The organism is Ruegeria sp. AM4 (genome assembly GCF_056540665.1).
In genome coordinates this window covers 71703-93150 of the sequence record NZ_JBQFXD010000014.1, presented here as the reverse complement: position 1 = coordinate 93150, position 21448 = coordinate 71703, and the positions used below count along the sequence as shown (strand labels likewise).

23 protein-coding genes are annotated in these 21448 nt (G+C 55.1%); 8 read left to right on the top strand and 15 right to left on the bottom strand.

Going from position 1 to position 21448, the window contains the following annotated elements; translation table 11 throughout:
* Window positions 1-22: 22 nt before the first annotated feature.
* From ugpB to ACR0JA_RS20030, 6 genes are all read left to right on the top strand, one after another.
* Window positions 23-1327 carry a sn-glycerol-3-phosphate ABC transporter substrate-binding protein UgpB gene (gene ugpB, locus ACR0JA_RS20055; protein WP_480578869.1) on the top strand — a complete coding sequence of 435 codons (1305 nt, stop codon included), beginning with the start codon at window positions 23-25 and terminating at the stop codon, window positions 1325-1327.
* 76 nt (window positions 1328-1403) lie between these two features.
* On the top strand, window positions 1404-2285 hold the full coding sequence (gene ugpA / locus ACR0JA_RS20050) for a sn-glycerol-3-phosphate ABC transporter permease UgpA (RefSeq protein ID WP_480578866.1): 882 nt from the start codon (window positions 1404-1406) through the stop codon (window positions 2283-2285).
* Window positions 2285-3136, top strand: a complete 852-nt coding sequence (ugpE, locus tag ACR0JA_RS20045; RefSeq protein ID WP_480578863.1) for a sn-glycerol-3-phosphate ABC transporter permease UgpE — start codon at window positions 2285-2287, stop codon at window positions 3134-3136. The genes ugpA and ugpE overlap by 1 nt, the downstream gene beginning before the upstream one ends.
* A 13-nt stretch (window positions 3137-3149) precedes the next feature.
* Window positions 3150-4205 (top strand): sn-glycerol-3-phosphate import ATP-binding protein UgpC, encoded by a 1056-nt coding sequence (locus ACR0JA_RS20040; protein ID WP_480578860.1) that lies wholly within the window; start codon window positions 3150-3152, stop codon window positions 4203-4205.
* Window positions 4202-5137, top strand: coding sequence for a glycerophosphodiester phosphodiesterase family protein (locus ACR0JA_RS20035; RefSeq protein WP_480578858.1), 936 nt, complete (start codon window positions 4202-4204; stop codon window positions 5135-5137). The genes ACR0JA_RS20040 and ACR0JA_RS20035 overlap by 4 nt, the downstream gene beginning before the upstream one ends.
* Before the next feature lie 33 nt (window positions 5138-5170).
* Window positions 5171-6085 (top strand): HAD-IIA family hydrolase, encoded by a 915-nt coding sequence (locus tag ACR0JA_RS20030; RefSeq protein WP_480578855.1) that lies wholly within the window; start codon window positions 5171-5173, stop codon window positions 6083-6085.
* Between the two features lie 578 nt (window positions 6086-6663).
* Here the strand turns inward: ACR0JA_RS20030 and ACR0JA_RS20025 are convergent.
* The 6 genes from ACR0JA_RS20025 to ACR0JA_RS20000 all read right to left on the bottom strand — a co-directional run bounded on the left by ACR0JA_RS20025 (window position 6664) and on the right by ACR0JA_RS20000 (window position 13145).
* A complete protein-coding gene (locus tag ACR0JA_RS20025; protein ID WP_480578853.1) occupies window positions 6664-7638 on the bottom strand; it encodes an ABC transporter ATP-binding protein in 975 nt (324 codons plus the stop codon).
* The gene (locus ACR0JA_RS20020; RefSeq protein WP_480578850.1) at window positions 7638-8624 is read right to left on the bottom strand and encodes an ABC transporter ATP-binding protein; all 987 of its coding nucleotides are present in this window, start codon (window positions 8622-8624) and stop codon (window positions 7638-7640) included. The genes ACR0JA_RS20025 and ACR0JA_RS20020 overlap by 1 nt, the downstream gene beginning before the upstream one ends.
* Window positions 8624-9499 carry an ABC transporter permease gene (locus ACR0JA_RS20015; protein WP_480578848.1) on the bottom strand — a complete coding sequence of 292 codons (876 nt, stop codon included), beginning with the start codon at window positions 9497-9499 and terminating at the stop codon, window positions 8624-8626. The genes ACR0JA_RS20020 and ACR0JA_RS20015 overlap by 1 nt, the downstream gene beginning before the upstream one ends.
* Window positions 9496-10476, bottom strand: a complete 981-nt coding sequence (locus ACR0JA_RS20010) for an ABC transporter permease (protein WP_480578846.1) — start codon at window positions 10474-10476, stop codon at window positions 9496-9498. Before ACR0JA_RS20010 ends, ACR0JA_RS20015 begins: the two co-directional genes overlap by 4 nt.
* A gap of 55 nt (window positions 10477-10531) precedes the next feature.
* A complete protein-coding gene (locus ACR0JA_RS20005) occupies window positions 10532-12109 on the bottom strand; it encodes an ABC transporter substrate-binding protein (protein WP_480578844.1) in 1578 nt (525 codons plus the stop codon).
* Window positions 12110-12215: 106 nt separating this feature from the next.
* Window positions 12216-13145 (bottom strand): LysR substrate-binding domain-containing protein, encoded by a 930-nt coding sequence (locus ACR0JA_RS20000; protein WP_480578842.1) that lies wholly within the window; start codon window positions 13143-13145, stop codon window positions 12216-12218.
* 108 nt (window positions 13146-13253) lie between these two features.
* Here ACR0JA_RS20000 and ACR0JA_RS19995 point away from each other — a divergent pair, with 108 nt between their 5' ends.
* Both ACR0JA_RS19995 and ACR0JA_RS19990 read left to right on the top strand, forming a co-directional pair.
* The gene (locus ACR0JA_RS19995) at window positions 13254-14897 is read left to right on the top strand and encodes an amidohydrolase (RefSeq protein ID WP_480578840.1); all 1644 of its coding nucleotides are present in this window, start codon (window positions 13254-13256) and stop codon (window positions 14895-14897) included.
* Window positions 14897-15799: a CobW family GTP-binding protein gene (locus ACR0JA_RS19990; protein WP_480578838.1), complete on the top strand. Its 903-nt coding sequence runs from the start codon at window positions 14897-14899 to the stop codon at window positions 15797-15799. The genes ACR0JA_RS19995 and ACR0JA_RS19990 overlap by 1 nt, the downstream gene beginning before the upstream one ends.
* Before the next feature lie 197 nt (window positions 15800-15996).
* On the opposite strand, the gene ureG is transcribed toward ACR0JA_RS19990, so the two are convergent.
* The 9 genes from ureG to ACR0JA_RS19945 all read right to left on the bottom strand — a co-directional run bounded on the left by ureG (window position 15997) and on the right by ACR0JA_RS19945 (window position 21370).
* Window positions 15997-16626 (bottom strand): urease accessory protein UreG, encoded by a 630-nt coding sequence (gene ureG / locus ACR0JA_RS19985; RefSeq protein ID WP_480578836.1) that lies wholly within the window; start codon window positions 16624-16626, stop codon window positions 15997-15999.
* On the bottom strand, window positions 16623-17276 hold the full coding sequence (locus ACR0JA_RS19980) for an urease accessory protein UreF (protein WP_480578834.1): 654 nt from the start codon (window positions 17274-17276) through the stop codon (window positions 16623-16625). The genes ureG and ACR0JA_RS19980 overlap by 4 nt, the downstream gene beginning before the upstream one ends.
* Complete coding sequence (gene ureE, locus ACR0JA_RS19975; RefSeq protein WP_480578832.1) at window positions 17260-17712, bottom strand: urease accessory protein UreE; 453 nt, start codon at window positions 17710-17712, stop codon at window positions 17260-17262. The genes ACR0JA_RS19980 and ureE overlap by 17 nt, the downstream gene beginning before the upstream one ends.
* A gap of 28 nt (window positions 17713-17740) precedes the next feature.
* Window positions 17741-17965, bottom strand: coding sequence for a hypothetical protein (locus tag ACR0JA_RS19970; protein WP_480578830.1), 225 nt, complete (start codon window positions 17963-17965; stop codon window positions 17741-17743).
* Between the two features lie 119 nt (window positions 17966-18084).
* A complete protein-coding gene (gene ureC / locus ACR0JA_RS19965) occupies window positions 18085-19845 on the bottom strand; it encodes an urease subunit alpha (RefSeq protein WP_480578828.1) in 1761 nt (586 codons plus the stop codon).
* Window positions 19820-20152 carry an urease subunit beta gene (locus tag ACR0JA_RS19960; protein ID WP_480578826.1) on the bottom strand — a complete coding sequence of 111 codons (333 nt, stop codon included), beginning with the start codon at window positions 20150-20152 and terminating at the stop codon, window positions 19820-19822. Before ACR0JA_RS19960 ends, ureC begins: the two co-directional genes overlap by 26 nt.
* Window positions 20149-20310 (bottom strand): hypothetical protein, encoded by a 162-nt coding sequence (locus ACR0JA_RS19955; protein WP_480578824.1) that lies wholly within the window; start codon window positions 20308-20310, stop codon window positions 20149-20151. Before ACR0JA_RS19955 ends, ACR0JA_RS19960 begins: the two co-directional genes overlap by 4 nt.
* An 18-nt stretch (window positions 20311-20328) precedes the next feature.
* On the bottom strand, window positions 20329-20631 hold the full coding sequence (locus ACR0JA_RS19950; RefSeq protein ID WP_171095445.1) for an urease subunit gamma: 303 nt from the start codon (window positions 20629-20631) through the stop codon (window positions 20329-20331).
* Between the two features lies 1 nt (window position 20632).
* Window positions 20633-21370, bottom strand: a complete 738-nt coding sequence (locus ACR0JA_RS19945) for an urease accessory protein UreD (protein ID WP_480578821.1) — start codon at window positions 21368-21370, stop codon at window positions 20633-20635.
* Window positions 21371-21448: the final 78 nt, after the last annotated feature.

Genomic DNA, 21448 nt, shown 5'->3' with positions numbered 1-21448 from the left:
AAATCCTAACAGGGAGGAAGGGATGACACTTTCGAAGACTCTTCTTACGGGCACTGCGGTGCTCGCCGTTTGCGCGACCGCAGCAGCAGCTCAAACCGAGATCAGCTGGTGGCACGCAATGGGCGGAACGAACGGCGAGCGCGTCAATAAGATCGCGGCCGACTTTAATGCGAGCCAGGACGAGTATGTCGTCGTGCCGACCTACAAAGGCAACTACACTGAAACCATGACTGCGGCCGTCGCCGCGTTCCGCGCGGGTGAACAGCCGCATCTGGTTCAGGTGTTCGAAGTGGGCACAGCCACGATGATGGCCGCCAAGGGTGCAATTTACCCGATCGAACAGATGATGGCAGATGCCGGCGAGCCGTTTGACGGTTCCGACTACCTGCCGGCTGTGGTTTCCTATTATCAGACGCCTGAGGGCGAGCTACTGTCGATGCCATTCAACAGCTCGACCCCGGTGTTGTGGTATAATGCGGATGCGCTGGAAGCTGCCGGGGCCAAGGTTCCTGAAACATGGGACGAGGTGAAAGCCGCCGCGCAGGCCCTTGTCGACAATGGCATGGATTGCGGTTTCTCGTTTGGGTGGCAAAGCTGGGTAATGATCGAAAACTTCTCGGCGTGGCACGATTTGCCACTCGGTACGCAGGAGAACGGTTTTACCGGGTTTGACACCGAATTCACGTTCAACAACGAACAAGTAGCTGCGCGCCTGCAGGAAATTGCGGACATGCAGGAAGACAAGCTTTTTGTTTATGGTGGTCGTCGTGGCGACTCGCTTCCGATGTTCACCAACGGTGAATGCGGTATGTGGATGAACTCATCTGCCTACTATGGCTCAATGGTCTCGCAGGCTGAATTTGAGTTTGCTCAGACTATGCTGCCGCTCGACACGTCCCTGGCCGATGCGCCTCAGAATTCAATCATCGGGGGTGCAACCCTCTGGGCCCTTCAGGGTCACGAAGATGATGAATACAAGGGTCTTGCCAAGTTCATGACCTATCTATCCTCGCCCGAGGTGCAGGCATGGTGGCACCAGGAGACGGGCTATGTTCCGATCACCACGGCCGCCGCTGAGTTGAGCGCCGAACAGGGTTTCTATGAAACAAACCCTGGCACTGATACTGCGATCAAGCAGTTGAGCCTCAATACTCCGACAGCAAATTCCCGCGGTCTTCGCTTTGGAAACTTCGTTCAGATCCGTGACGTGATCAACGAAGAGATGGAAGCGCTGTGGGCAGGCAACATCTCTGCCGAAGAAGCGCTGAACAATGCAGCTGAACGCGGCAATGCCCTGCTGCGCAAGTTCGAACGCTCTGCAAACTAACCTCTCACGCGCCGGCAGTCCTGTACGCGGGGCTGCCGGTTCGCTGCAGTTCTTCTAATCAGATTGTGATGCCCCAATGCTAAAGCGCGTCCATTTTCCGACGTCACTGCTGCCCTATCTTTTGGTGGCACCGCAGGTGATCATTACCCTAGTGTTCTTTGTCTGGCCCGCCAGCCAGGCAGTGTACCAGTCCTTTTTGATCGAAGACGCATTTGGCACTTCGACCGAATTTGTCTGGTTCGAAAACTTCACCTACCTTGCCAGTGATGAGCAATATCTTGGAACCTTCGGGCGCACGATATTCTTTTCAGTCTGTGTTGCCGTCTTGTCGATGTCCACGGCGCTGATCTTGGCGGGGTTTGCGGACCGCATCGTTCGAGGTGCAACAACGTATCGCACTTTGCTCATCTGGCCTTACGCCGTAGCGCCTGTTCTGGCCGGAGCGCTCTGGGTCTTTATGTTCAATCCAACGCTTGGGATATTTCCATATATTCTGGAGTTTGTCGGCGTCGACTGGAACCACTATCTCAACGGTTCGCAAGCAATGGCGCTGGTGATTTTTGCTGCCGCGTGGAAGCAGATTGCTTACAACTTCTTGTTCTACCTTGCCGCGATGCAGTCCATTCCTCGCTCGCTGATCGAGGCCGCCGCCATAGACGGGGCGGGCCCGGTACGGCGTTTCAGGGATCACATTTTCCCGTTGGTGTCGCCCACAACCTTTTTCCTTTTGGTCATCAATGCGGTCTACGCCTTTTTTGACACGTTCGGCATCATTCATGCGGTCACGCAGGGTGGTCCGTCCAATGCGACGACGATCCTTGTCTACAAGGTCTACAACGATGGCTTTGTCGGTCTCGACCTTGGTGGGTCGGCGGCACAGTCTGTGATCCTGATGATCCTCGTCATTGCGATGACTGTCATCCAATTCCGCTATGTTGAAAGAAAGGTGGAATACTGATGATCGAGAACCGTCCAATCCTCAATATGGTCAGCCACGCTGTTCTGATCTTCGGCATCATTATTGTCGCTCTTCCGATTTGGATTACATTTGTCGCATCGACACATGATCCTGTTCGCATGACACAGGCGCCTATCCCGATGCTGCCCGGCGGCTATTTCTGGGAGAACTTCAAACAGACCCTTTTTGGAGGCGGCCTGTCGGGGACTGAAAGCGCACCTGTCTGGCGGATGCTTTTGAACTCACTGATGATGGCGCTGCTGATCTCTTTCGGCAAAATTGCAATTTCGCTGCTTTCGGCCTTTGCCATTGTCTATTTCAAATTTCCGTTCCGCATGGGTTTTTTCTGGCTGATCTTCATTACCCTGATGCTGCCGGTTGAAGTGCGGATTCTGCCAACGTTCGAAGTTGTGGCGGATCTCGGCATGCTCAACAGCTATTGGGGGCTTTCGATCCCGCTGATTGCATCGGCCACTGCAACCTTCATGTTCCGCCAAGTGTTTTTGACCATTCCGGATGAAATGCTGGAAAGCGCGCGCATCGACGGTGCTGGGCCGCTGCGGTTCTTTTGGGACATCCTGATCCCGCTCAGCCGAACCAATATTGCGGCTCTCTTCGTGATCCTCTTTATCTATGGCTGGAACCAGTATCTCTGGCCGCTTCTGATCACGACCGAAACCGATATGACCACCATCGTCATGAGCATCAAGCAAATGCTCGAGGCGGCGGAACAATCGCCACAGTGGAACATCATCATGATGACCGCACTTCTGGCCATGATCCCGCCGGTCTTTGTAGTGGTCGCAATGCAACGGCTCTTTGTGCAGGGCCTGACTGAAACAGATAAATAACGGGGCGCACAAAATGGCATCCATTACAATGAAAGACCTCGTAAAAGCCTATGGCGATGTCGAGGTTCTGCACCACATCGAAGGCGATATCGAAGATGGCGAGTTCATTGTCATCGTCGGGCCGTCGGGCTGTGGTAAATCCACCCTTTTACGCATGGTAGCGGGGTTGGAAACGGTCACATCGGGTGAAATCAGCATTGCCGATAAGGTGGTTAACGATCTGGAACCCGCTGATCGGGATATCGCGATGGTGTTCCAGAACTACGCGCTCTACCCTCATATGTCTGTGCGTGAAAACATGGCGTATGGCCTGAAGATTCGGAAGATCGCAAAGGATGAGATTGACCGGCGTGTACAGGAAGCGGCCGATATCCTCGAGATCGGACAGTATCTGGACCGCAAGCCGCGTCAGCTTTCGGGTGGTCAACGGCAGCGTGTCGCCATGGGGCGCGCGATCGTGCGCAACCCGCAGGTCTTCCTGTTTGACGAACCGCTGTCGAACCTTGACGCCAAGCTGCGTGTACAAATGCGCCTTGAAATTCGCAAGTTGCAGAAGCGACTGGGTGTTACCTCGATCTATGTGACTCACGATCAGGTCGAGGCGATGACCCTGGGCGATCGGTTGATGGTGCTGAACGGTGGCTATGTCGAACAGTTCGGCACCCCAATCGAGCTTTACGACCGTCCTGCTACGCTGTTTGTGGCCGGGTTTATTGGCAGTCCTTCGATGAACTTCTTGCCAGCGACCGCTAATGGCGGAACGCTGACACTTGGCAATGGTGCAACGGTATCCGGAGCGGACCACTCCAGCGGGTCGGTGACTCTCGGCATTCGTCCCGAGCATCTGGTACACGATGAAAACGGGCCGATCCGAATCTCGGTTCAGATGTTTGAGCAGCTAGGAGCCAACACGCTCATGCATGGTGTCCTGGAAGGGACAGATACCGATGTTGTCGCCAGCATGCCCGGTCATGTCACCGCTGGAGTAGGTTCCGTCATGAGTTTCTCGGCTTCTGCGAGCGACCTGCACATTTTCGACACCACCTCGGGTAAACGGATCGAAGAATGACGGGCTTCCCTCAACTGGACGGGTTTCGCGGCGCTCCGGGCGTCGTTCGTCTGATTGGTCACCGGGGGGCTCGTGGCGTGATGCCGGAAAACACGATGGAGGGTTTTGCCTTTACCCTGAAAGCTGGTGTGAGGGCGATGGAATTCGATGTGGTGCTGACACGCGACCGAACCCCGGTCATTACGCATAATCACCATCTTCTGAACGCTGCAACACGAGGTTCCGATGGCAGTTGGCTGACCGGTGACGAATTGAAGGTCTCGGAACTTTCCCTCAACGAAGTCAAGCAGTTCGACGTTGGTGGGTTAGATGGGCGCACGGTCTACGGCAAACGTTTTCCGGATCAGGTCTTCATGTCAGGGGTGCGTGTCCCCTGCCTGTCCGAGCTGCTGGATTTTGCACTTCAACCGGAAGGCAAGGATCTGTTGTTGTTGCTTGAAATGAAATCGGAACCAGCCATGCCGGATCAGCGCAACAGCACCCTTGCGATAGTGCACGAAGTCATTGAGGAAGTACGCTCCAGAGAATTGGAGCAGCGCACCATTCTGCATAGCTTTGACTGGTCAATTCTTGAAGAATGTGCCCGCGTCGCACCTGAAATCCCGCGATCGTACCTGTCGCAGTTGCCTGAGAACGACGATGATCCGGGCGAAGACTCGCAAAAATCCGTTGCTCCGGACTTTGATGCGCTTGGTGTTTCTATCCCCCGAGCAGTCGCTGGCGCGGGTGGCAGCCTTTGGTGTCCATATTATATGGATGTCACGGGTGATCTCGTGGCCGAAGCTCATGAACTGGGGCTTTTGGTGTCTGCTTGGACGGCTAATGAAACAGACGACATCAACGCCATGATCGATGCTGGTGTGGATGGAATCATCACAGACTATCCAGGTCGGGCTCAGCGGATACTGCTGTCGCGGGGGCTCACTTGGTAGGGGCGTTCGTCCCTTTGAGGAGCGAAAAACAACATGTACTCTTATGACGCGCAAATAGGGCCGGAATGGGCATTTGAGCGTTATGAGGCGATCCGTCCAAGATTGCCACAGGCCGTCTTCCAGGGGACCCCAAGACGCGCCAAAAACCTGGCAGAAGTTGCGGCACATTTCGATGGGTTCATACTGGATGCTTTCGGTGTGCTTAATCGTGGAGAAACTGCCATCGCCGGAGCCGTGGAACGCATGGCTGAACTGCGTGCTATGGGCAAAAAACTGATCGTTCTGACAAATGCAGCCAGCTATACCCGTTCCCAAATCCTTGCCAAGTATCACCGGTTAGGGTTCGATTTTGATCCTGAAGAAGTCATATCGAGCAGGGATCTCGCTCTTGCGAACTTGCCGCCTTTGGCTCCGGGTAAACATTGGGCCGCCGGGGCAGCTGTTGACGACAAGTTCGACGATACGTCTCTTGCATTTGGTCAATTGCAGGACAATCCCGAGCTTTATGATAGCGCTGGCGGCTTTCTGCTAATGTCCAGCATCCGCTGGACGGATCAGGACACCCAACGGCTGATTGCTGCCTTGCGCGCAAATCCAAGGCCCGTCGTCATTGCCAATCCGGACCTCGTCGCCCCGCGCGAAGAAGGCCTGACCATTGAACCCGGTGCATTTGCGCACGCGTTGATGGACGCGGCGTCAGTATCGCCTCTCTTTTTTGGCAAGCCATACGGTGACGCATTCGAAGCCGCGATTGCCAAAATGCCGGATGTTCCGCGCCAACGCATAGCTATGGTTGGCGACACCTTGCACACGGACATTCTTGGCGGTGCTGCTTCCGGTATCGGCACTGTCCTCATAACGGACCACGGACTTTTTCGCGGACTGGACGTACGGCAATATATTGAAAAGTCGGGAATTCGGCCGACTTGGGTTATTCCGTCGACGTAAACCTCTTCCGAAACCAATGTCCGTGCATTTGCGAACGGATACGCGAACGCAAGTGGAGGCTTTAACAAATTTGGTCGAAATGCGGACCAATATCGCACGCGCCGCAGTCTCGCTGAAACAGCGGGCCACCGCGTGGTTCGTGTCGGGTCGAGGTGCGAGGTATTTTTCTTCCTCGGTGATCTGGTGCATGTCGTTGAAGAGGTCGCTTTCCCTGACCTATGCCCGGTCTGGGCCGATAAAACAGCCCTGCGCCGCAAACGTCGGCGGATCATCACAGCGATTCAAGCCGATCAGGCAACGAGCATATGCAGCCATATCCCCAAAATTCTTGCACAAGGCAAATGGGGTAGCCTTGGTTAGATAAGCGGTTATCAATCGGATCCGCATTACCAACTAATTTGCGCATTCTGGGCTGTTTGCCGCCGGTTCGTTTTGGTCCGAATTCGCGGCGTTGTTTGGTACAAGCAGAAAGGCATTGGCTCAAAAAACCGCATTGTCCTCGACTAAATATGGGCCGCTTAGTTTGTTGGTTAAAAAAGTGATCACACGCTCATTCTGAATACTGCGGGCAGCTGGACTCAGATCATATGGCACGCAGACTTGTGTTGCGCCGATATCGCAACCAGCTCAGGCTCCACATTGGAGCATTTGTCTCCAGCCAACGGGCAGCGGTTAACAAAACGGCATCCTTTTGGAAGCGCTGCGGGATCGGGTGGGTCGCCTGAGATCAGGGCGGACTCTTTCGTCTCCTGAGTGCCCTTGGGCTTAACCGAGGGAACGGCGGCCAGCAAAGCTTTGGTATAAGGGTGCTTTGGAGAGTTGAACAAACTCAGTCGGTCACCGAATTCGACGACTTTGCCCATATACATGACTGCAACCTTGTCGCTGACATGCTGTACAACCCCCAGGTCGTGACTGATGAAAAGATAGGTCAGGCCAAACTCGGCTTGCAGCTTTCTCAAAAGGTTTAGAATCTGCGCCTGAACGGCAACGTCCAATGCCGATACCGGCTCATCGCAGATGATCAGTTTAGGTCGTGTTGCAAGCGCTCTTGCGATGCCGATGCGTTGTCGCTGCCCGCCGGAAAACTGATGCGGGAACAGGCGTTGCTGTTCTTTTCGCAAACCGACGGCTGCGAACAATTCGTCTACGATCTCTTGCTTTTCAGTCGCTGATTTTTCGGTCAGACTGTCCAAAGGCTCGCGCACAAGATCTTCGGCACGCTTTCTGGGGTTCAGGCTTGAATATGGATCCTGGAAGATAAACTGCACCTTTTCACGCATCCCTCGAAGCTCGGAGCCTTCCAAAGTTAGTAGTTCTTCCCCTTCAAGTTTGACTGAACCGGACGCGGCTCGAACCAACCGGGCAACCGCAAGGGCCGCCGTTGTCTTGCCTGAACCACTTTCGCCAACGATCGCTAGCGTCTCGCCCTCACCAAGTTCGAAGGTAATGTCATCGACAGCTTTCAGGACTGGTTTTGAGCCAAGAAAAGATCTGCGGCGCATTAAAAAATGGACACTAAGGTTTTCGACCTTAAGTAGCGGATCAGTCATCAGTTGGCCTCCGCATGCCAGCAATCAGCAATATGTCCGTCCGAAATGGTTCTTGGTTTCGGACGGGCGGATAAGCATTCGTCACTGCGTATGTTGCAGCGCGAGGCGAAAAGGCAGGCATCAGCCCCAAACTCGTTTAGAGAGGGGACTATACCGGCCACTTCGGTGAGGTCAGCGCGATCTTCGGTCAGTGGTGTCTGGATATGTGGCACGCAAGAGATCAGACCCTTGGTGTAAGGATGCCGTGGATCGGCGATGATTTGATCAACCGGCCCGATTTCAGCCTTTCGTCCTGCATACATAACAATGACCCGGTCTGCCATTTCGGCGACGGCGCCCATATCGTGCGTAATCAGGATGATAGATGTGCCTATGTCTTTTCGAAGATCGCGCAAAAGATCAAAGATCTGCGCCTGAACCGTGACGTCTAATGCCGTGGTCGGCTCATCCGCAATCAGGATCTTCGGCTTGCAGGCCAATGCCATCGCAATCATCACCCGTTGCCTCTGTCCGCCCGACATTTGGAACGGGTAGGCATCGACGCGCCCTTTCGGGTTCGGAATCCGCACCGCATCCAGAAGATCCGTTGCCATGTCCCACGCGGCTTTGCGTGACAATCCCTGATGGGCGCGCAAAACCTCGGCAATCTGTTCCCCTACCGTGTAAACAGGATTGAGCGACGTCATGGGCTCCTGAAAGATCATCGAAATGTCATTGCCGCGTATCTGCCGCAGGCGCGCGTCGCTGGCCGTTGTGAGCTCTTCGCCTGCGAATGATATCGAGCCTCCCGCTATGCGCCCTATTCGATCCGGCAGCAGGCCCATGATGCCCAAGGCTGTCATGGATTTTCCGCAACCGGACTCGCCAACGAAACTGATCGATTCACCCTCTTTCAACTCAAACGACAGATCGTCGATCACCGGGGCAATGCCATCGCGCGTTTTCAACTCGATGCGCAGGTTTTCTATTTTCAGAAGCGGTTCCATCAGCGCTGCCTCAACTTCGGATTAAGCGCATCGTTCAACCCATCTCCGACCAGTGAGATAACGAGAACTGTTACGAAAATCGCCAATCCCGGGATCGTTACGATGTAACTGGCGTCCAGAATATATTGCCGGTTGGACCCGATGATCTGCCCCCAACTGACAACATTGGGATCGGTTAGGCCTAAAAATGAAAGCCCAGCTTCAAAAAGGATCGCTGAGCCAACCATCAGTGCAGATTGCACAATGATCGGTGGCATCGCGTTTGGCAGGATGACCTGGAATATCAGCTTGCGTCCGCTGGCGCCGCTGGCGCGAGATGCGGTCACATACTCAAGTTCTCGGATGCGCAGAAATTCAGAACGGGTGATCCGGGCTACTGCCGTCCAACTTACAACCCCGATTGCGAACGTGATCATGGGCAGTGAGGCCCCGAACAACGCAACCAGCACCATCGAGAACAAGAGCGTCGGTAGAACTTGGAAGAATTCCGTGATCCGCATCAGCAGTTCTTCGACCCAGCCGCGATAAAAACCGGCAAGCGCTCCCACTGTCACGCCGATAAAGATTGATACAACAGCCGCAGCAAGACCGATCAAAAGCGACACGCGCGCGCCGTGGATCAGCATGGCAAGAAGATCGCGTCCCAGATAGTCGGTGCCCAGTAGAAATCCTTGTTCGCCGGGCGGCGAAAACGGTGCCCAGACCATGTCAAACGGGTCAGTTGGATAAACAAACGGGCCGAATACAGAGACCAGCACAATCAGGATCAACACTCCCAGCGCAGCAACGGCTGCATGGTTGCGTAGGAACATGCTCCAGGCTTCGGCAAGCGGTGAGCGGGCCTTGATGACGTTCGGTTCCGGCAGATCAGTCATGCGCCTCTCCCACGCAATCTTGGGTCAACGAGTTTCAGGGCCAGATCGGTCAGCAAGTTGCCGACGATCACCACCAAAGCGGAAAAGAATAGGATACCCAAGATGGTCGGCGTGTCGCGTGCAATGATCGACTGGAACGCCAGCGTTCCAAGGCCCGGCCAACTAAAAACCGCCTCGACCAGCACGGCACCAGATACAACAGCTGACAATTGCAGACCGGCCAAAGTGATGACCGGCGACAGTGAATTTTTCAAGGCATGTTTGTAAACGACTTGCCGCTCACTCAGCCCTTTGGCCTTGGCGGTGCGTATATAGTCGGAACCCAGCACTTCCATCATAGTGGCCCGACAAAGGCGCGAGTAAAGCGCCAGGAAGATCGACGAAAGCGTTATGCAGGGCAAGACCAGATGGCGTGCGACATCCCAGAAATGCACCCAAAAGCCGCCTGCAATGGTGACGTCCCGCATTCCGGCCACCGGGAACCAGTGGATTTTCAGCGAGAATGCAATCAACAGAAGGATGCCGGTCCAAAACACCGGCGCAGAATATCCGAAAAGAGCAAGCAGCGTCACGAAATGGCTGGCGATGCCATTAGGTTTCCGTGCCGAAATCACTCCGAGGACAACGCCGACACCCAATGCAAGAAGCTGAGCACTGAAGACCAGCAGCAACGTGGCAGGCAGCCTTTCCAAAATTAACTGTGTGACGGGTTGGTTGTAGAAAAAGGAATATCCAAGATCACCTTGCAAAACCCCACCTACATACCGGCCAAGCTGAACAATGAAAGGCTGATCCAAACCATAATCGGCCCGAATTTGGTCCAGCAATTCCTTGTCTGCGCCGCCCATGGATTGGCTGATGGTGTCGGCTACGTCGCCGGGGGCCAGATGCATCAGCGAGAAATTCAGCACCAAGACCGCAATTAGCAACACGATGGCATAGAGGGTCCGGATAAGTATGGATTGAACAAGTTGCACGGCTGATGCCCCAGTATTTGCCGCGGCGGACCTGCCCGCCGCGGCGAGTGTCAGATCACTCTTTCAGATAGGTCATATCAATAGGCGATGATGTCGCCCAGATGCCCAATGGTGGGTTGCCTACCTTGTCAGAATACACCGTGTGATAGGGCAGCGTATTGGTATGATAAACCGGAAGCTCGTCGGCGATGATCGACTGGAACTCGGCATAAAGCGCCTTTCGCTTTTCCGGATCATTCTCGACCGCAGCCATCGACATTAGTTCGTCAACGCGGTCATTTGCATAGCCCTGAGTATTCGACCACACGCCTTTTGCGATGTTGGTCGAGTCATAGGTCCGATGCACCCCGATCACCGGGTCGCCCCAGTTAAACACCGTGTCCCACGACATCTCAAAGTCCATATCGCCCATCCGCTTGGCCCAGGTGGGGAAGTCGGCGCTGGCGCGGACCACTACATCGATCCCAACTTTTTTCAACGCTGCCTTCACATATTCGGCGTTGGGTTTCATTTCAGCCCAACCATAGTCGATGGTAACACTGAAGCGGCTATCGCCATTCATCGGGTAGCCAGCTTCATCAAGAAGCGCGGCTGATTTTTCCAGATCAACGTCATAGCCTTCGACACCGGCGTTATAGTACGGGCTGTCAGGGTGAATGCCGGTTTTGCTGTCAGCGGCGGTTCCCAGCATCAAAGCGTTTTGAATAAAGTTCTTGTCCAACGCATAGGCAATCGCCTTACGCACACGAACATCAGCAAGTGGCCCTTTGGTTGTGTTCATCGCCAGCCAGTCAAGCGGACCGATACCGCCGTACCCTACGGGCGTTACTGTCAATCCTTCGGCTTTCTTCAAACGGTTCACGATCTGTGGCACGGATTCAAATGCACCCATATGCACTTCGCCATTTTCATAGGCGATTGCGCGCGCGGATGGATCGGTGATGATCCGCATCACGATCTTGTCGAGATAGGGTCGACCATCGATGAAAAAATCATCAAAGCGTTCTAGGATCACATGTTCGCCCGATTTGTATTCGACCAGTTTGAACGGGCCAGACCCAACAGTGTTTTCGTTGTTGCGCGGGTGAGTTTTCACCTCCTCGATCGGCACATCACCATATACGTGCTCGGGAATGATCGACATTAGCTGCCCCGACATCGCCAGCATCAACGCCGGGTGTGGTTTGGATAGCTTCAAAACTGCCGTGTGATCATCTGGTGTTTCCACCGTTTCGACCGGAGCGAACATAGACTTGAACGGGTGATTGGCTTTGATGACTTCAACCGAAAACGCTACGTCTGAAGATGTTATTGGCTCACCATCATGGAACTTGGCGTTCTTCGCGAGGTTCAGCGTAACGCTCAAGCCGTCCTCGCTTACTTCCCAACTTTCAGCCAGATACGGTTGCGGGGTCCAGCTATCGTCATAGCGCAGAGGCGCGGCAAAAAGCTGGGCTCCTGGATAGCCCGTTACGATACCCGATTGGACCGACGAGTTGAGGTTGCGAACGTTGGATGACAGCACAGTCACCAATGTTCCGCCGCGTACCGGCTCTTCAGCAGCAGCGTGGCTTCCAAGAACCACTGCAGCCAACGCAGCCGACGCGACCACGCCTTTCACCACGTGTTTCATAATAATCCTCCCTGGTAGCTTTGGTATTTTTCAAAAAAACCTAGCTTAGAGGTTATCCATCAAAAAACAGATTTTATGTGGCTCAATAAGCTATTTTGTAGTCTTTCTAATCGTGGCCTCCAACTGCCAGTGCATCGAATGCGCCTTCCTCCTGAAGTCTTTTGCAGCTTTGGATGAAAGACCGCACAATCTTTGGCTCTCGTGTTCCCGCCAATGTCACTATCCCAAAGCTTTGCGCCAAGGGGGCGTCTCTGATCGTTACGGCCTTATACTTTGAGGATTGCATGTCATAGTCGGGGGGGCGGATATTCAAGATCGTATATCCGAACCCTCCAGCGACCAAAGCACGGGCAATTTCGACAGACCTCGTGGTATGAGCAACGATGGGTCGTAGCCCGCGCCGTTCGAACAATCCGACAAAGTAGTCACGCGCTTTGGGCAAATCCAACAGGACCATCGGTCGATCAGCCAATTCTGAGAAAGTGATACTGGATTCCTGCGAAAGCGGATCGTCAGGGTTGATAAGCGCATAAGGTGGCGCCTTGAAAAGAGGCAGAAAATTGTGGTTCCCAGGCATTCCGTCACTATAGGTGAACACAAGATCAACTTTGCCATCGTCCAGAAAGCCGGTGATTGTATCCATATCCCCTTCCATCACTTGCACGGACATGCCGGGAAAGTTTTCGGTGATATTTTTCAGGACTGGCGGCAGAAATGCAGGTGCCGCGGTGGCGTAACAGGCGATCCGTACGTGCCCTGACGCGTCACCTCCGACCGACTGCAACTCGGTCTGAAAATGACGCGCTTGGTGAATGAACGACCGGATCAAGAATAACGCGTCTTCACCCGCAGGTGTTGCCTGTATTCCTTTTGCCGGAGTTCGAACAAACAGATCGTAAGCCAGCGACGTTTCAAGCGCATCTATCGCCGCAGTGATCGAACTTTGGGAAATCGTCATTTCATTTGCGGCCTTGGCAATCGAACCCAAACGACCGGCAGCTTCCACATATCGAAGTTGCTTCAAGGTAAAGTGCACTTGGCCATTCCAACAAATTTCCGAGGTTATTGGCCAATAAAATCTATTTTGCCTGCCAAATAAAGCAACCTATTTTCGAGCAAAGCGCACAAGAAAGGCGTCTGCCGAATGGCCGAGACTACGATTTTTCAAGCGGACACGATCCTGACAATGAACACCGGCCGCCCCCGTACCACCCACGTTGCGGTGCGGGATGGCCGTATTTTGGGTACTGGCTCATTGGAAGAGCTAATGGGCTGGGGCGACTATAGGCTCGACACGAGCTTTGCAGACAAAGTTTTGATGCCAGGCTTTGTTGAAGGGCACGCCCATGCGATGGAAGGCGCGCTTTGGCGTTATGTCTATTGCGGATATTTCGACCGAACTGACCCCGATGGCAAAACCTGGCGCGGATTAAAGACGCTTGATTCGGTCCTGGAACGGCTCTCTGAAGCCGAGAGGCATCTTGAGGACCCCAGTGCGCCGCTGGCCGGATTTCAGCTTGACCCGATCTACATGGGCAACATTACGGTCACCCGGCATGATCTCGATCGTGTCTCCTCTACCCGTCCAATCGGCGTCCTCCACGCCTCGGGCCACATCATGAACGTCAACACAAAGGCGTTGGAACTGGCGAACTTGCTGCGCGACGGGATCAATCATCCAGGCATAGAGTTGGGAGACGATGGACTGTCGATCGGGGTCCTGAAAAGCCCCGAGGTGTATATGCCGGTTGGCCCGCATGTGGGCCTGAACAACTCGGTGACCGATACAGATGAAATGGGGCTTAGAAACTTCGCCAAGCTTTGCGTGCGGACCGGCACCACAACGGTGACCGATCTTGCAGCGGCTCTGGAAGACGACGCGGTTGATATGATGCTGCGGGTCACAGGTGAGGCCGGTTTTCCCGCCCGTGTCGTGCCGCTCAAATTTTTCATGGGTCACACGCCAAAAGAGCTGATTGACCGCAGTTTGAAACTTCGCGAGAAAAGCACAGACAATCTGCGTTTAGGGCGGATCAAGGTAATCGCAGATGGCTCAATTCAGGGGTTCTCTGCTCGCTTGCGATGGCCGGGATATTTCAATGGTGCGCCAAACGGTCTTTGGTATGTCTCGCCGCAGCAGTTGAGCGAAATTTATGAGGGGGCGCTGGCCAACAACATCCCCGTACACACCCACACCAATGGTGATGAGGCGACAGAACTGGTTCTCGACACCCTTGGACCAGCGCTAGAGAAACACCCCCGTCGCGACCACCGCTTCACACTCCAACATTGCCAATTGGCTGATGCCGCGCAGTTTCGGCGGATGAATGCCCTGGGAATGTGCGTGAATCTGTTTGCCAATCACCATTTCTATTGGGGCGACGAACACTATCGACTGACCGTTGGGCCTGAAAGGGCGGAGCGTATGAATGCCTGCCGCACGGCACTGGACAGCGGCGTGCCGATGGCCATCCATTCAGACGCCCCAGTCACGCCACTCGCCCCATTGTTCACGGCCTGGTGCGCCGTAAATCGCATCACCGCCAGCGGAAGGGTGCAGGGCGAAAGCGAAAAGATCAGCGTCGAAGAAGCGCTTCATGCCATAACGATTGGTGCTGCGTACACACTTCATATGGATGATGAAATTGGCTCGATCGAAGCGGGAAAGCGCGCAGATTTTGCCGTACTTGATGCAGACCCAACTAAGTTACCCGCAGAGGCACTAAAAGATGTGCCGGTTTGGGGTACGGTTGTTGGCGGCGAAAAACACGCGGCCGCCGAGCTGTGATGGGACTTCCGGTAACGATAATTGGTGGCTTTCTGGGCTCAGGCAAAACAACGTTGATCAACGAAATGTTGCGTCAGGCGAACGGTGTAAGGATTGCCGTACTGGTCAACGAATTCGGCGAACTTGCTGTTGATGAAGACCTGATCGAAGCTCGCGATGACAAACTGATTTCCATCACTGGTGGCTGTATCTGCTGTGCCTTCGGCGACAACCTTGTGGGTGCGTTGATGGACCTTTCGTCGTATTCACCGCAACCCGACCATATCGTGATCGAAACCTCTGGCGTCGCAATCCCATCTTCAATCGCGGCGAGTGTGGGACTTTTGTCTGGGGTAGAGCTTAACGGTGTCGTTGTACTGGCCGATGCTGAAACCGTAAGGAACCGTTCGACGGACAAATACATGGGCGACACAATCCTACGGCAGCTAATCGATGCGGATTTGACCGTGATCACCAAATGCGATCTGATTTCCGGGGATCAGGCCAGCGAAGTACACAACTGGATTGCTTCGCTAAACCACAAAGCTGCGGTGATCCAATCGAATTTTGGAAGCGTTCCCGGCTCAGTGTTGTTGGGCACATTCCAAAGGCAGCAGAATAGCAAATTCACTCAGCATCACGACGCATTCTTCAAAAGCACAACGATTATTCCCGAACACGGGGTCAATGCCGCAGCGTTCGCCGAACGACTATCGAAAGGGGATTTCGGCGTTATTCGAGCCAAGGGCTGCGTTGCGGACCATTCGGGGCAAAAGATGCTAATTCAAATTGTCGGCCAGCGCGCGCAGGTTTCTTTGGCAAAAGAAGATCAGGAATTAGGCGTTGTCTGCATTGGTACAAGGCAAGGACTGAAGATTGAGGAGTTGAACAAGCATTTGGCAAGCCTGGCAGTTGTGGGGTGATATCTCCATGCATGAAGCCATGTCTGTCCGATCCGCGACACGTGTGCAGACAGCGCCGAAGTCGCAAACTGGCAGGTCGGAGACTCGATGTTGTTGCAGTTGGATCGCTCAAGCATTTTGGGAAGGGATATTGTTGATTGCCTTTTCGGTCTCCACAATCGGCATTGGGTGCTAATGATTTGGCTTTGTCGGCGGAACTAGCTCGCTTCCGAAATCCTCAGACCCCCTCCATCGACAAGCAGCTTCACAATTGCATCGACCCCATTTCTGTGACGAAGTGACGAAAACAAAAAGGGTCGCCCTTTGCGCATTTTTTTTGCATCACGTTCCATAACCTCCAACGAAGCGCCAACATGCGGCGCCAGGTCGGTTTTGTTGATTACAAGGATGTCTGATTTCGTAATTGCGGGCCCACCTTTCCTGGGGATTTCCTCGCCTGCCGCGACATCGATCACGTAGATCGTCATATCCGCCAATTCCGGGCTGAATGTGGCCGATAGATTGTCGCCACCGCTTTCAATCAACACCAGGTCGAGATCAGGATGGCGTTGCTGCATTTCGGCGACGGCCGCTAAATTGATCGAGGCGTCCTCGCGAATTGCTGTGTGTGGGCAACCGCCGGTTTCGACGCCGATGATCCTGTCACGCGACAGGACCTGCATACGCATCAGTGCTTCGGCATCTTCTTGCGTATAAATGTCATTGGTGATGACGCCCAGCGAACAAACGTCGCGCAAGGCTTCGGACAAGGCGGCGGTTAGCGTGGTCTTGCCAGCTCCGACCGGGCCACCAATGCCCACGCGAAGGGGGCCGTTCATACTCGTCATGTGCGGAATATCCTCGAATATTGTGTTTCGTGTTTCATCGACGCGATGTCCGTTAAGAACGCGGTCGAGCTTAACTCGTCCAGACATGCTTTTTGTGCTCGTTCGGCGATCTGAGCGCAGAGCGGGGTCAGTTGGCGGATCAATTTCTGAGCATCCGTCTGCCCAAACGGCACAAGGCGTGTTCCACATGCGACAAGGTTGCTTGCAAATGCTTGTAAGAATATTTTGGTTGTCAGCAGCACAGGAAGATTTTGCAGTCTTGCGGCCCGACCCACAGCGACCGGGTAGGTGAATTGAGCTAGGTCCAACTCCCAGACGTCTCGGGTAACTGATCCAAATGCCTGCCCCAGCAGCTCGGTCTCCATGAGCCGTTCGGATGATGCGCAAAAGGCCCGAGCGATGGCATCGATATCGAACAATTCATCTTTGTCTTGCGCATGGAAGCCCGCCACAACGAACAATGCATCATTCCACCCGGAACCATGCGCCAGCACATCTGAAATCCAGGCTTCTGTGTCTGGTGAACTGTTGACGGTTCCATCTTCGATTGCAGCCTCCAGCCCGTGGGAATAGGCAAAGCCGCCAACGGGATAGGCAGGAGACAACCATTGGGTCAGCGTCAGGATATCGGCGTCAGTGGGCGTGGCCATGGGTCCTGCCGTGGCCATAAGCTCCGCCTTCCGGGGTGAACGGTTCCTGCACCTCTCGCACCGTAGCCCCGATTTTCAGAAGCATGTCTCGGATAACGTGATCGACCTGGATCAACAGGCGATCCTCTTCGATCTGACATGGCGTGTGGCGATTGCCGATATGCCATGCGATGCGCGTCAGGTCCGGTGCCGTTACCTGCAGCAGAGCTTCGGGCGCGGCCTGTATTTCCACTTCGCGACCGTCGTCCAGAACCAACGCGCCGCCGTGGTTCAACGAGGTGGTTTGTGCGAGATCGATGAGAATCTGTTCGCCACTCTCGCATGTCAGAACCTTGCGCCGCAAAAAGCGGTCATCATAGGTCAGTGAGAGGCAGTCTGCCGGATCGCTGTGCGTGTGATCCGAATACTGGCGCGCAGTACAGAGCAGGGCGGTCATGCCATCACCTCCTTGTTAGCGGGAATGGTCAGGGCCAGATTGTGTCCGAAAATACCAGATGAACGACTCGTTCGCGTGTCGGGCCATGGTTCTTCGACTCTTCGTTGCCGAGCGATTTTAGGAATGCGACGTGCCGGACGCGAGATTGAGCATCGGCCAAGCTGATCAGGGCCGAGTAAATTGACGACCCGATGTATGTGATCATACCGGGCAGCGTAAAGCCTGCGTTTAGATGGGTTGCTGCGTGTGCCATTTGGACCCTCGCGATCGTTGGTCCCCCCGTGGGATTTGATATTTGTCATATTGGCCTCGCTCATGAGTGTGTCTGGTCAATTCTGCGTTGAACGTGCCGCGGCGCGGCGCATTTTTTGATCAGAACAAAAAGTATCGTTGTGCCATCGGCAGCGTTTCGGCGGGTTGGCAGGTCAGCAATTCGCCGTCTGCCCGGACCTCATAGGTTTCCGGGTCGACTTCGACCTGTGGGGTTGCGTTGTTCAGCAGAAGATCCTGCTTGCCGATCTTACGTGTGTTTTCGACAGCAACCGTCTGTTTCGCCAATCCGAGCGTATCCCCGATCCCCTCCGCCTGTGCGGCCTGCGAAACAAATGTGATCGCTGAGTTTTCAACCGACCGCCCGTAAGCGCCAAACATCGGGCGGCTATAGACCGGCTGCGGTGTGGGGATCGACGCGTTGGGATCACCCATCTGCGCGCAGGCGATAGTGCCACCCAGCAAAACCATCTCGGGCTTCACCCCAAAAAAGGCCGGGTTCCACAGCACGAGGTCAGCACGTTTGCCTTCTTCGATACTTCCGATTTCGTGGCTCAGACCATGGGCAATGGCCGGGTTGATGGTGTATTTCGCGATGTAGCGGCGAACGCGGAAATTGTCGTTCTCACCGGTTTCCTCGGGCAGGCGACCACGCTGTTTCTTCATCTTGTCAGCGGTCTGCCACGTTCGGATCAAGACCTCTCCGACCCGGCCCATGGCCTGGCTGTCGGAGGCGATGATCGAGAAAGCCCCCATGTCGTGCAGGATATCCTCGGCCGCAATCGTCTCGCGCCGAATGCGGCTTTCGGCAAAGGCCACGTCTTCTGGAATGGATTTGTCGAGGTGATGGCAGACCATCAGCATATCCAGATGCTCTTCGACCGTGTTCACGGTGAAGGGCCGCGTTGGATTGGTTGACGAGGGCAGAACGTGGTTCTCGCCACAAATCTTGATGATGTCGGGTGCATGGCCGCCACCTGCGCCTTCGGTGTGGAAGGCATGGATCGTGCGGCCTTTCATGGCGGCCACGGTGTTTTCCACAAACCCGGATTCGTTCAGTGTGTCGGTGTGGATCATCACCTGAACGTCCATTGCGTCGGCGACCGACAGGCAGCAGTCGATGGCCGCAGGGGTGGTGCCCCAGTCTTCGTGCAGCTTCAGGGCACAGGCCCCGGCCTTGATCTGTTCCTCCAGCCCAGCAGGAAGCGAGGCATTTCCCTTGCCCGCAAAGGCAAGGTTCATCGGGAAAGCATCGGCCGCCTGCAGCATCCGCCCGATATGCCAGGGTCCGGGTGTGCAAGTGGTTGCCAGCGTGCCATGCGCGGGGCCAGTGCCGCCACCCAACATAGTTGTCAGGCCGGAATGCAGCGCGTCTTCGATCTGCTGCGGGCAGATGAAGTGGATGTGGCTGTCAAACCCGCCTGCTGTCAGGATGCGACCTTCGCCAGCGATGGCCTCGGTGCCTGGACCGATGATGATGTCGACGCCCGGTTGGGTATCGGGGTTTCCGGCTTTGCCGATCTTGGCGATGCGCCCGTCTTTCAGCCCGACATCCGCTTTGAAGATACCGGAGTGATCGACGATCAGCGCATTGGTGATTACCGTATCCACCGCCCCTTCGGCTCGCGTGACCTGAGATTGCCCCATCCCATCGCGAATGACCTTGCCACCGCCGAACTTGACCTCTTCGCCATAGACGTCTTGGCGGTGCCCGGTCTCGCTGAAACGCGCTGCCGTTGCCCGTTCAACGATCAGGTCTCTTTCGACCTCGATAAATAGATCGGTATCTGCCAATCTTACTTTGTCGCCGACCGTGGGGCCGAACATCGAGGCATAGTCACTCCGGCTGATCTTGCCCGGCATCTTTCAAAGCCCCCATGATGTGCATATTGAATCCATAGATGTGCCGGCGCCCGTCATAAGGGACCAGCATAACCTCGCGAGCCTGGCCCGGCTCAAATCGCACAGCTGTTCCTGCCGGGATGTCCAATCGCATCCCCAAGGCCGCGTAGCGATCAAAATCCAGGGCGGAGTTTGCTTCGGCAAAATGGTAGTGGCTGCCGACCTGCACTGGCCGGTCACCGGTATTGGCGACGATTACCAAACGACTGCTGCGTCCTGCGTTGAGCGTCAGTGAACCTTCGGCAGGTATGACCTCACCCGGGATCATTTCGGCCGCTTCATCATCACTGTAATGGCAATGACCGCGATCAATGCCAGCCCAGATGCAAACATCGCGTAATCACTGCCATGGGCATGAAAATGGGTATCCGTATGGGCCATGGCTGGGCCGGCCAGAACAAGAGCGGGAAACAGCATGCGGTACATCGGGAACTCCTTGGAAAATTAGCGGATCGGGTTATGGACAGTCACCAGCTTGGTGCCATCCGGAAAAGTGGCCTCGACCTGCACCTCGTGGATCATCTCGGGCACGCCTTCCATGCACTGATCTCGGGTGATCACTTCGGCCCCAGCTTGCATCATGTCGGCGACCGAGCGGCCATCGCGCGCGCCCTCGACCACTGCGTCGGTGATCAGGGCGATGGCCTCGGGGTGGTTCAGTTTGACGCCGCGAGCCAGCCGTTTGCGGGCGACCTCGGCGGCCATGGCGACCAGCAGTTTGTCTTTTTCACGAGGTGTCAGGTTCATGTCAGAGCATCCAGCATCGGGGCAGCGTGTCGTTGTTCAACCTGCGCAAGACTGGCATCAGCGTTTGGCGCAGGGTAAAGCTGTTTTCGGCGAGTACACGAATGACCAGCAGATCATTGCGGATCAGGGTCGCGCCTGCAGTGTCGGGCAACATTTGACGGATGGGCTCCAGATGAGCTTCGGCGGACCCGGACGCCAAGACGATCAGCGCCATGGCCTTTGCGCCACTGGCAATATGCGGCTTGGACAGGTGCGCGTGCCAATCACCGGAAAACCGCAGCGCATCCAGAAACACCGGAATTCCGTCGCGCCTAATTTCGACCTGATCACGCAGACGGATGCCGGTCAGCATTTCGCCCATGGCCGAGCGCCCGAACACCAAAGGTTCAACCATCAGCGCCTCGGAATTCGGGGCCAGATCGATCCTGAGGCGTCGGTCCAGGGCACTGCCATTGAACAGTATCGTCTCTTGCGGCAACCAGTTCAGACGCGCTCCTGTCTCGACTGTCACGTGACTGGCTATCCGTCCAAACTCGTCAGGTCGTGCCTTGTAGACGCGCTCGCAGGCTTGTGTTGTTAGCGTCAGTGCGGTGCTCTCGGCGGCTGTCCCGGAAAACCGGAATGAATCGCCTCCGGTCACACCACCGGCCGTATTCAGAAGAACCGCATCCAGATCAGGTGTCGTGGCTCTGGGAAACAGGCACCTGAATGAGCCGGACTGGTGAAACCTGTCGATCACACTCCTATTGGCCAGCGGCTTGGTGCGTAAGCTAACAGAACCTATGGCGCGCGGTGGCGTTGTGTCCTGGAAAGGCAA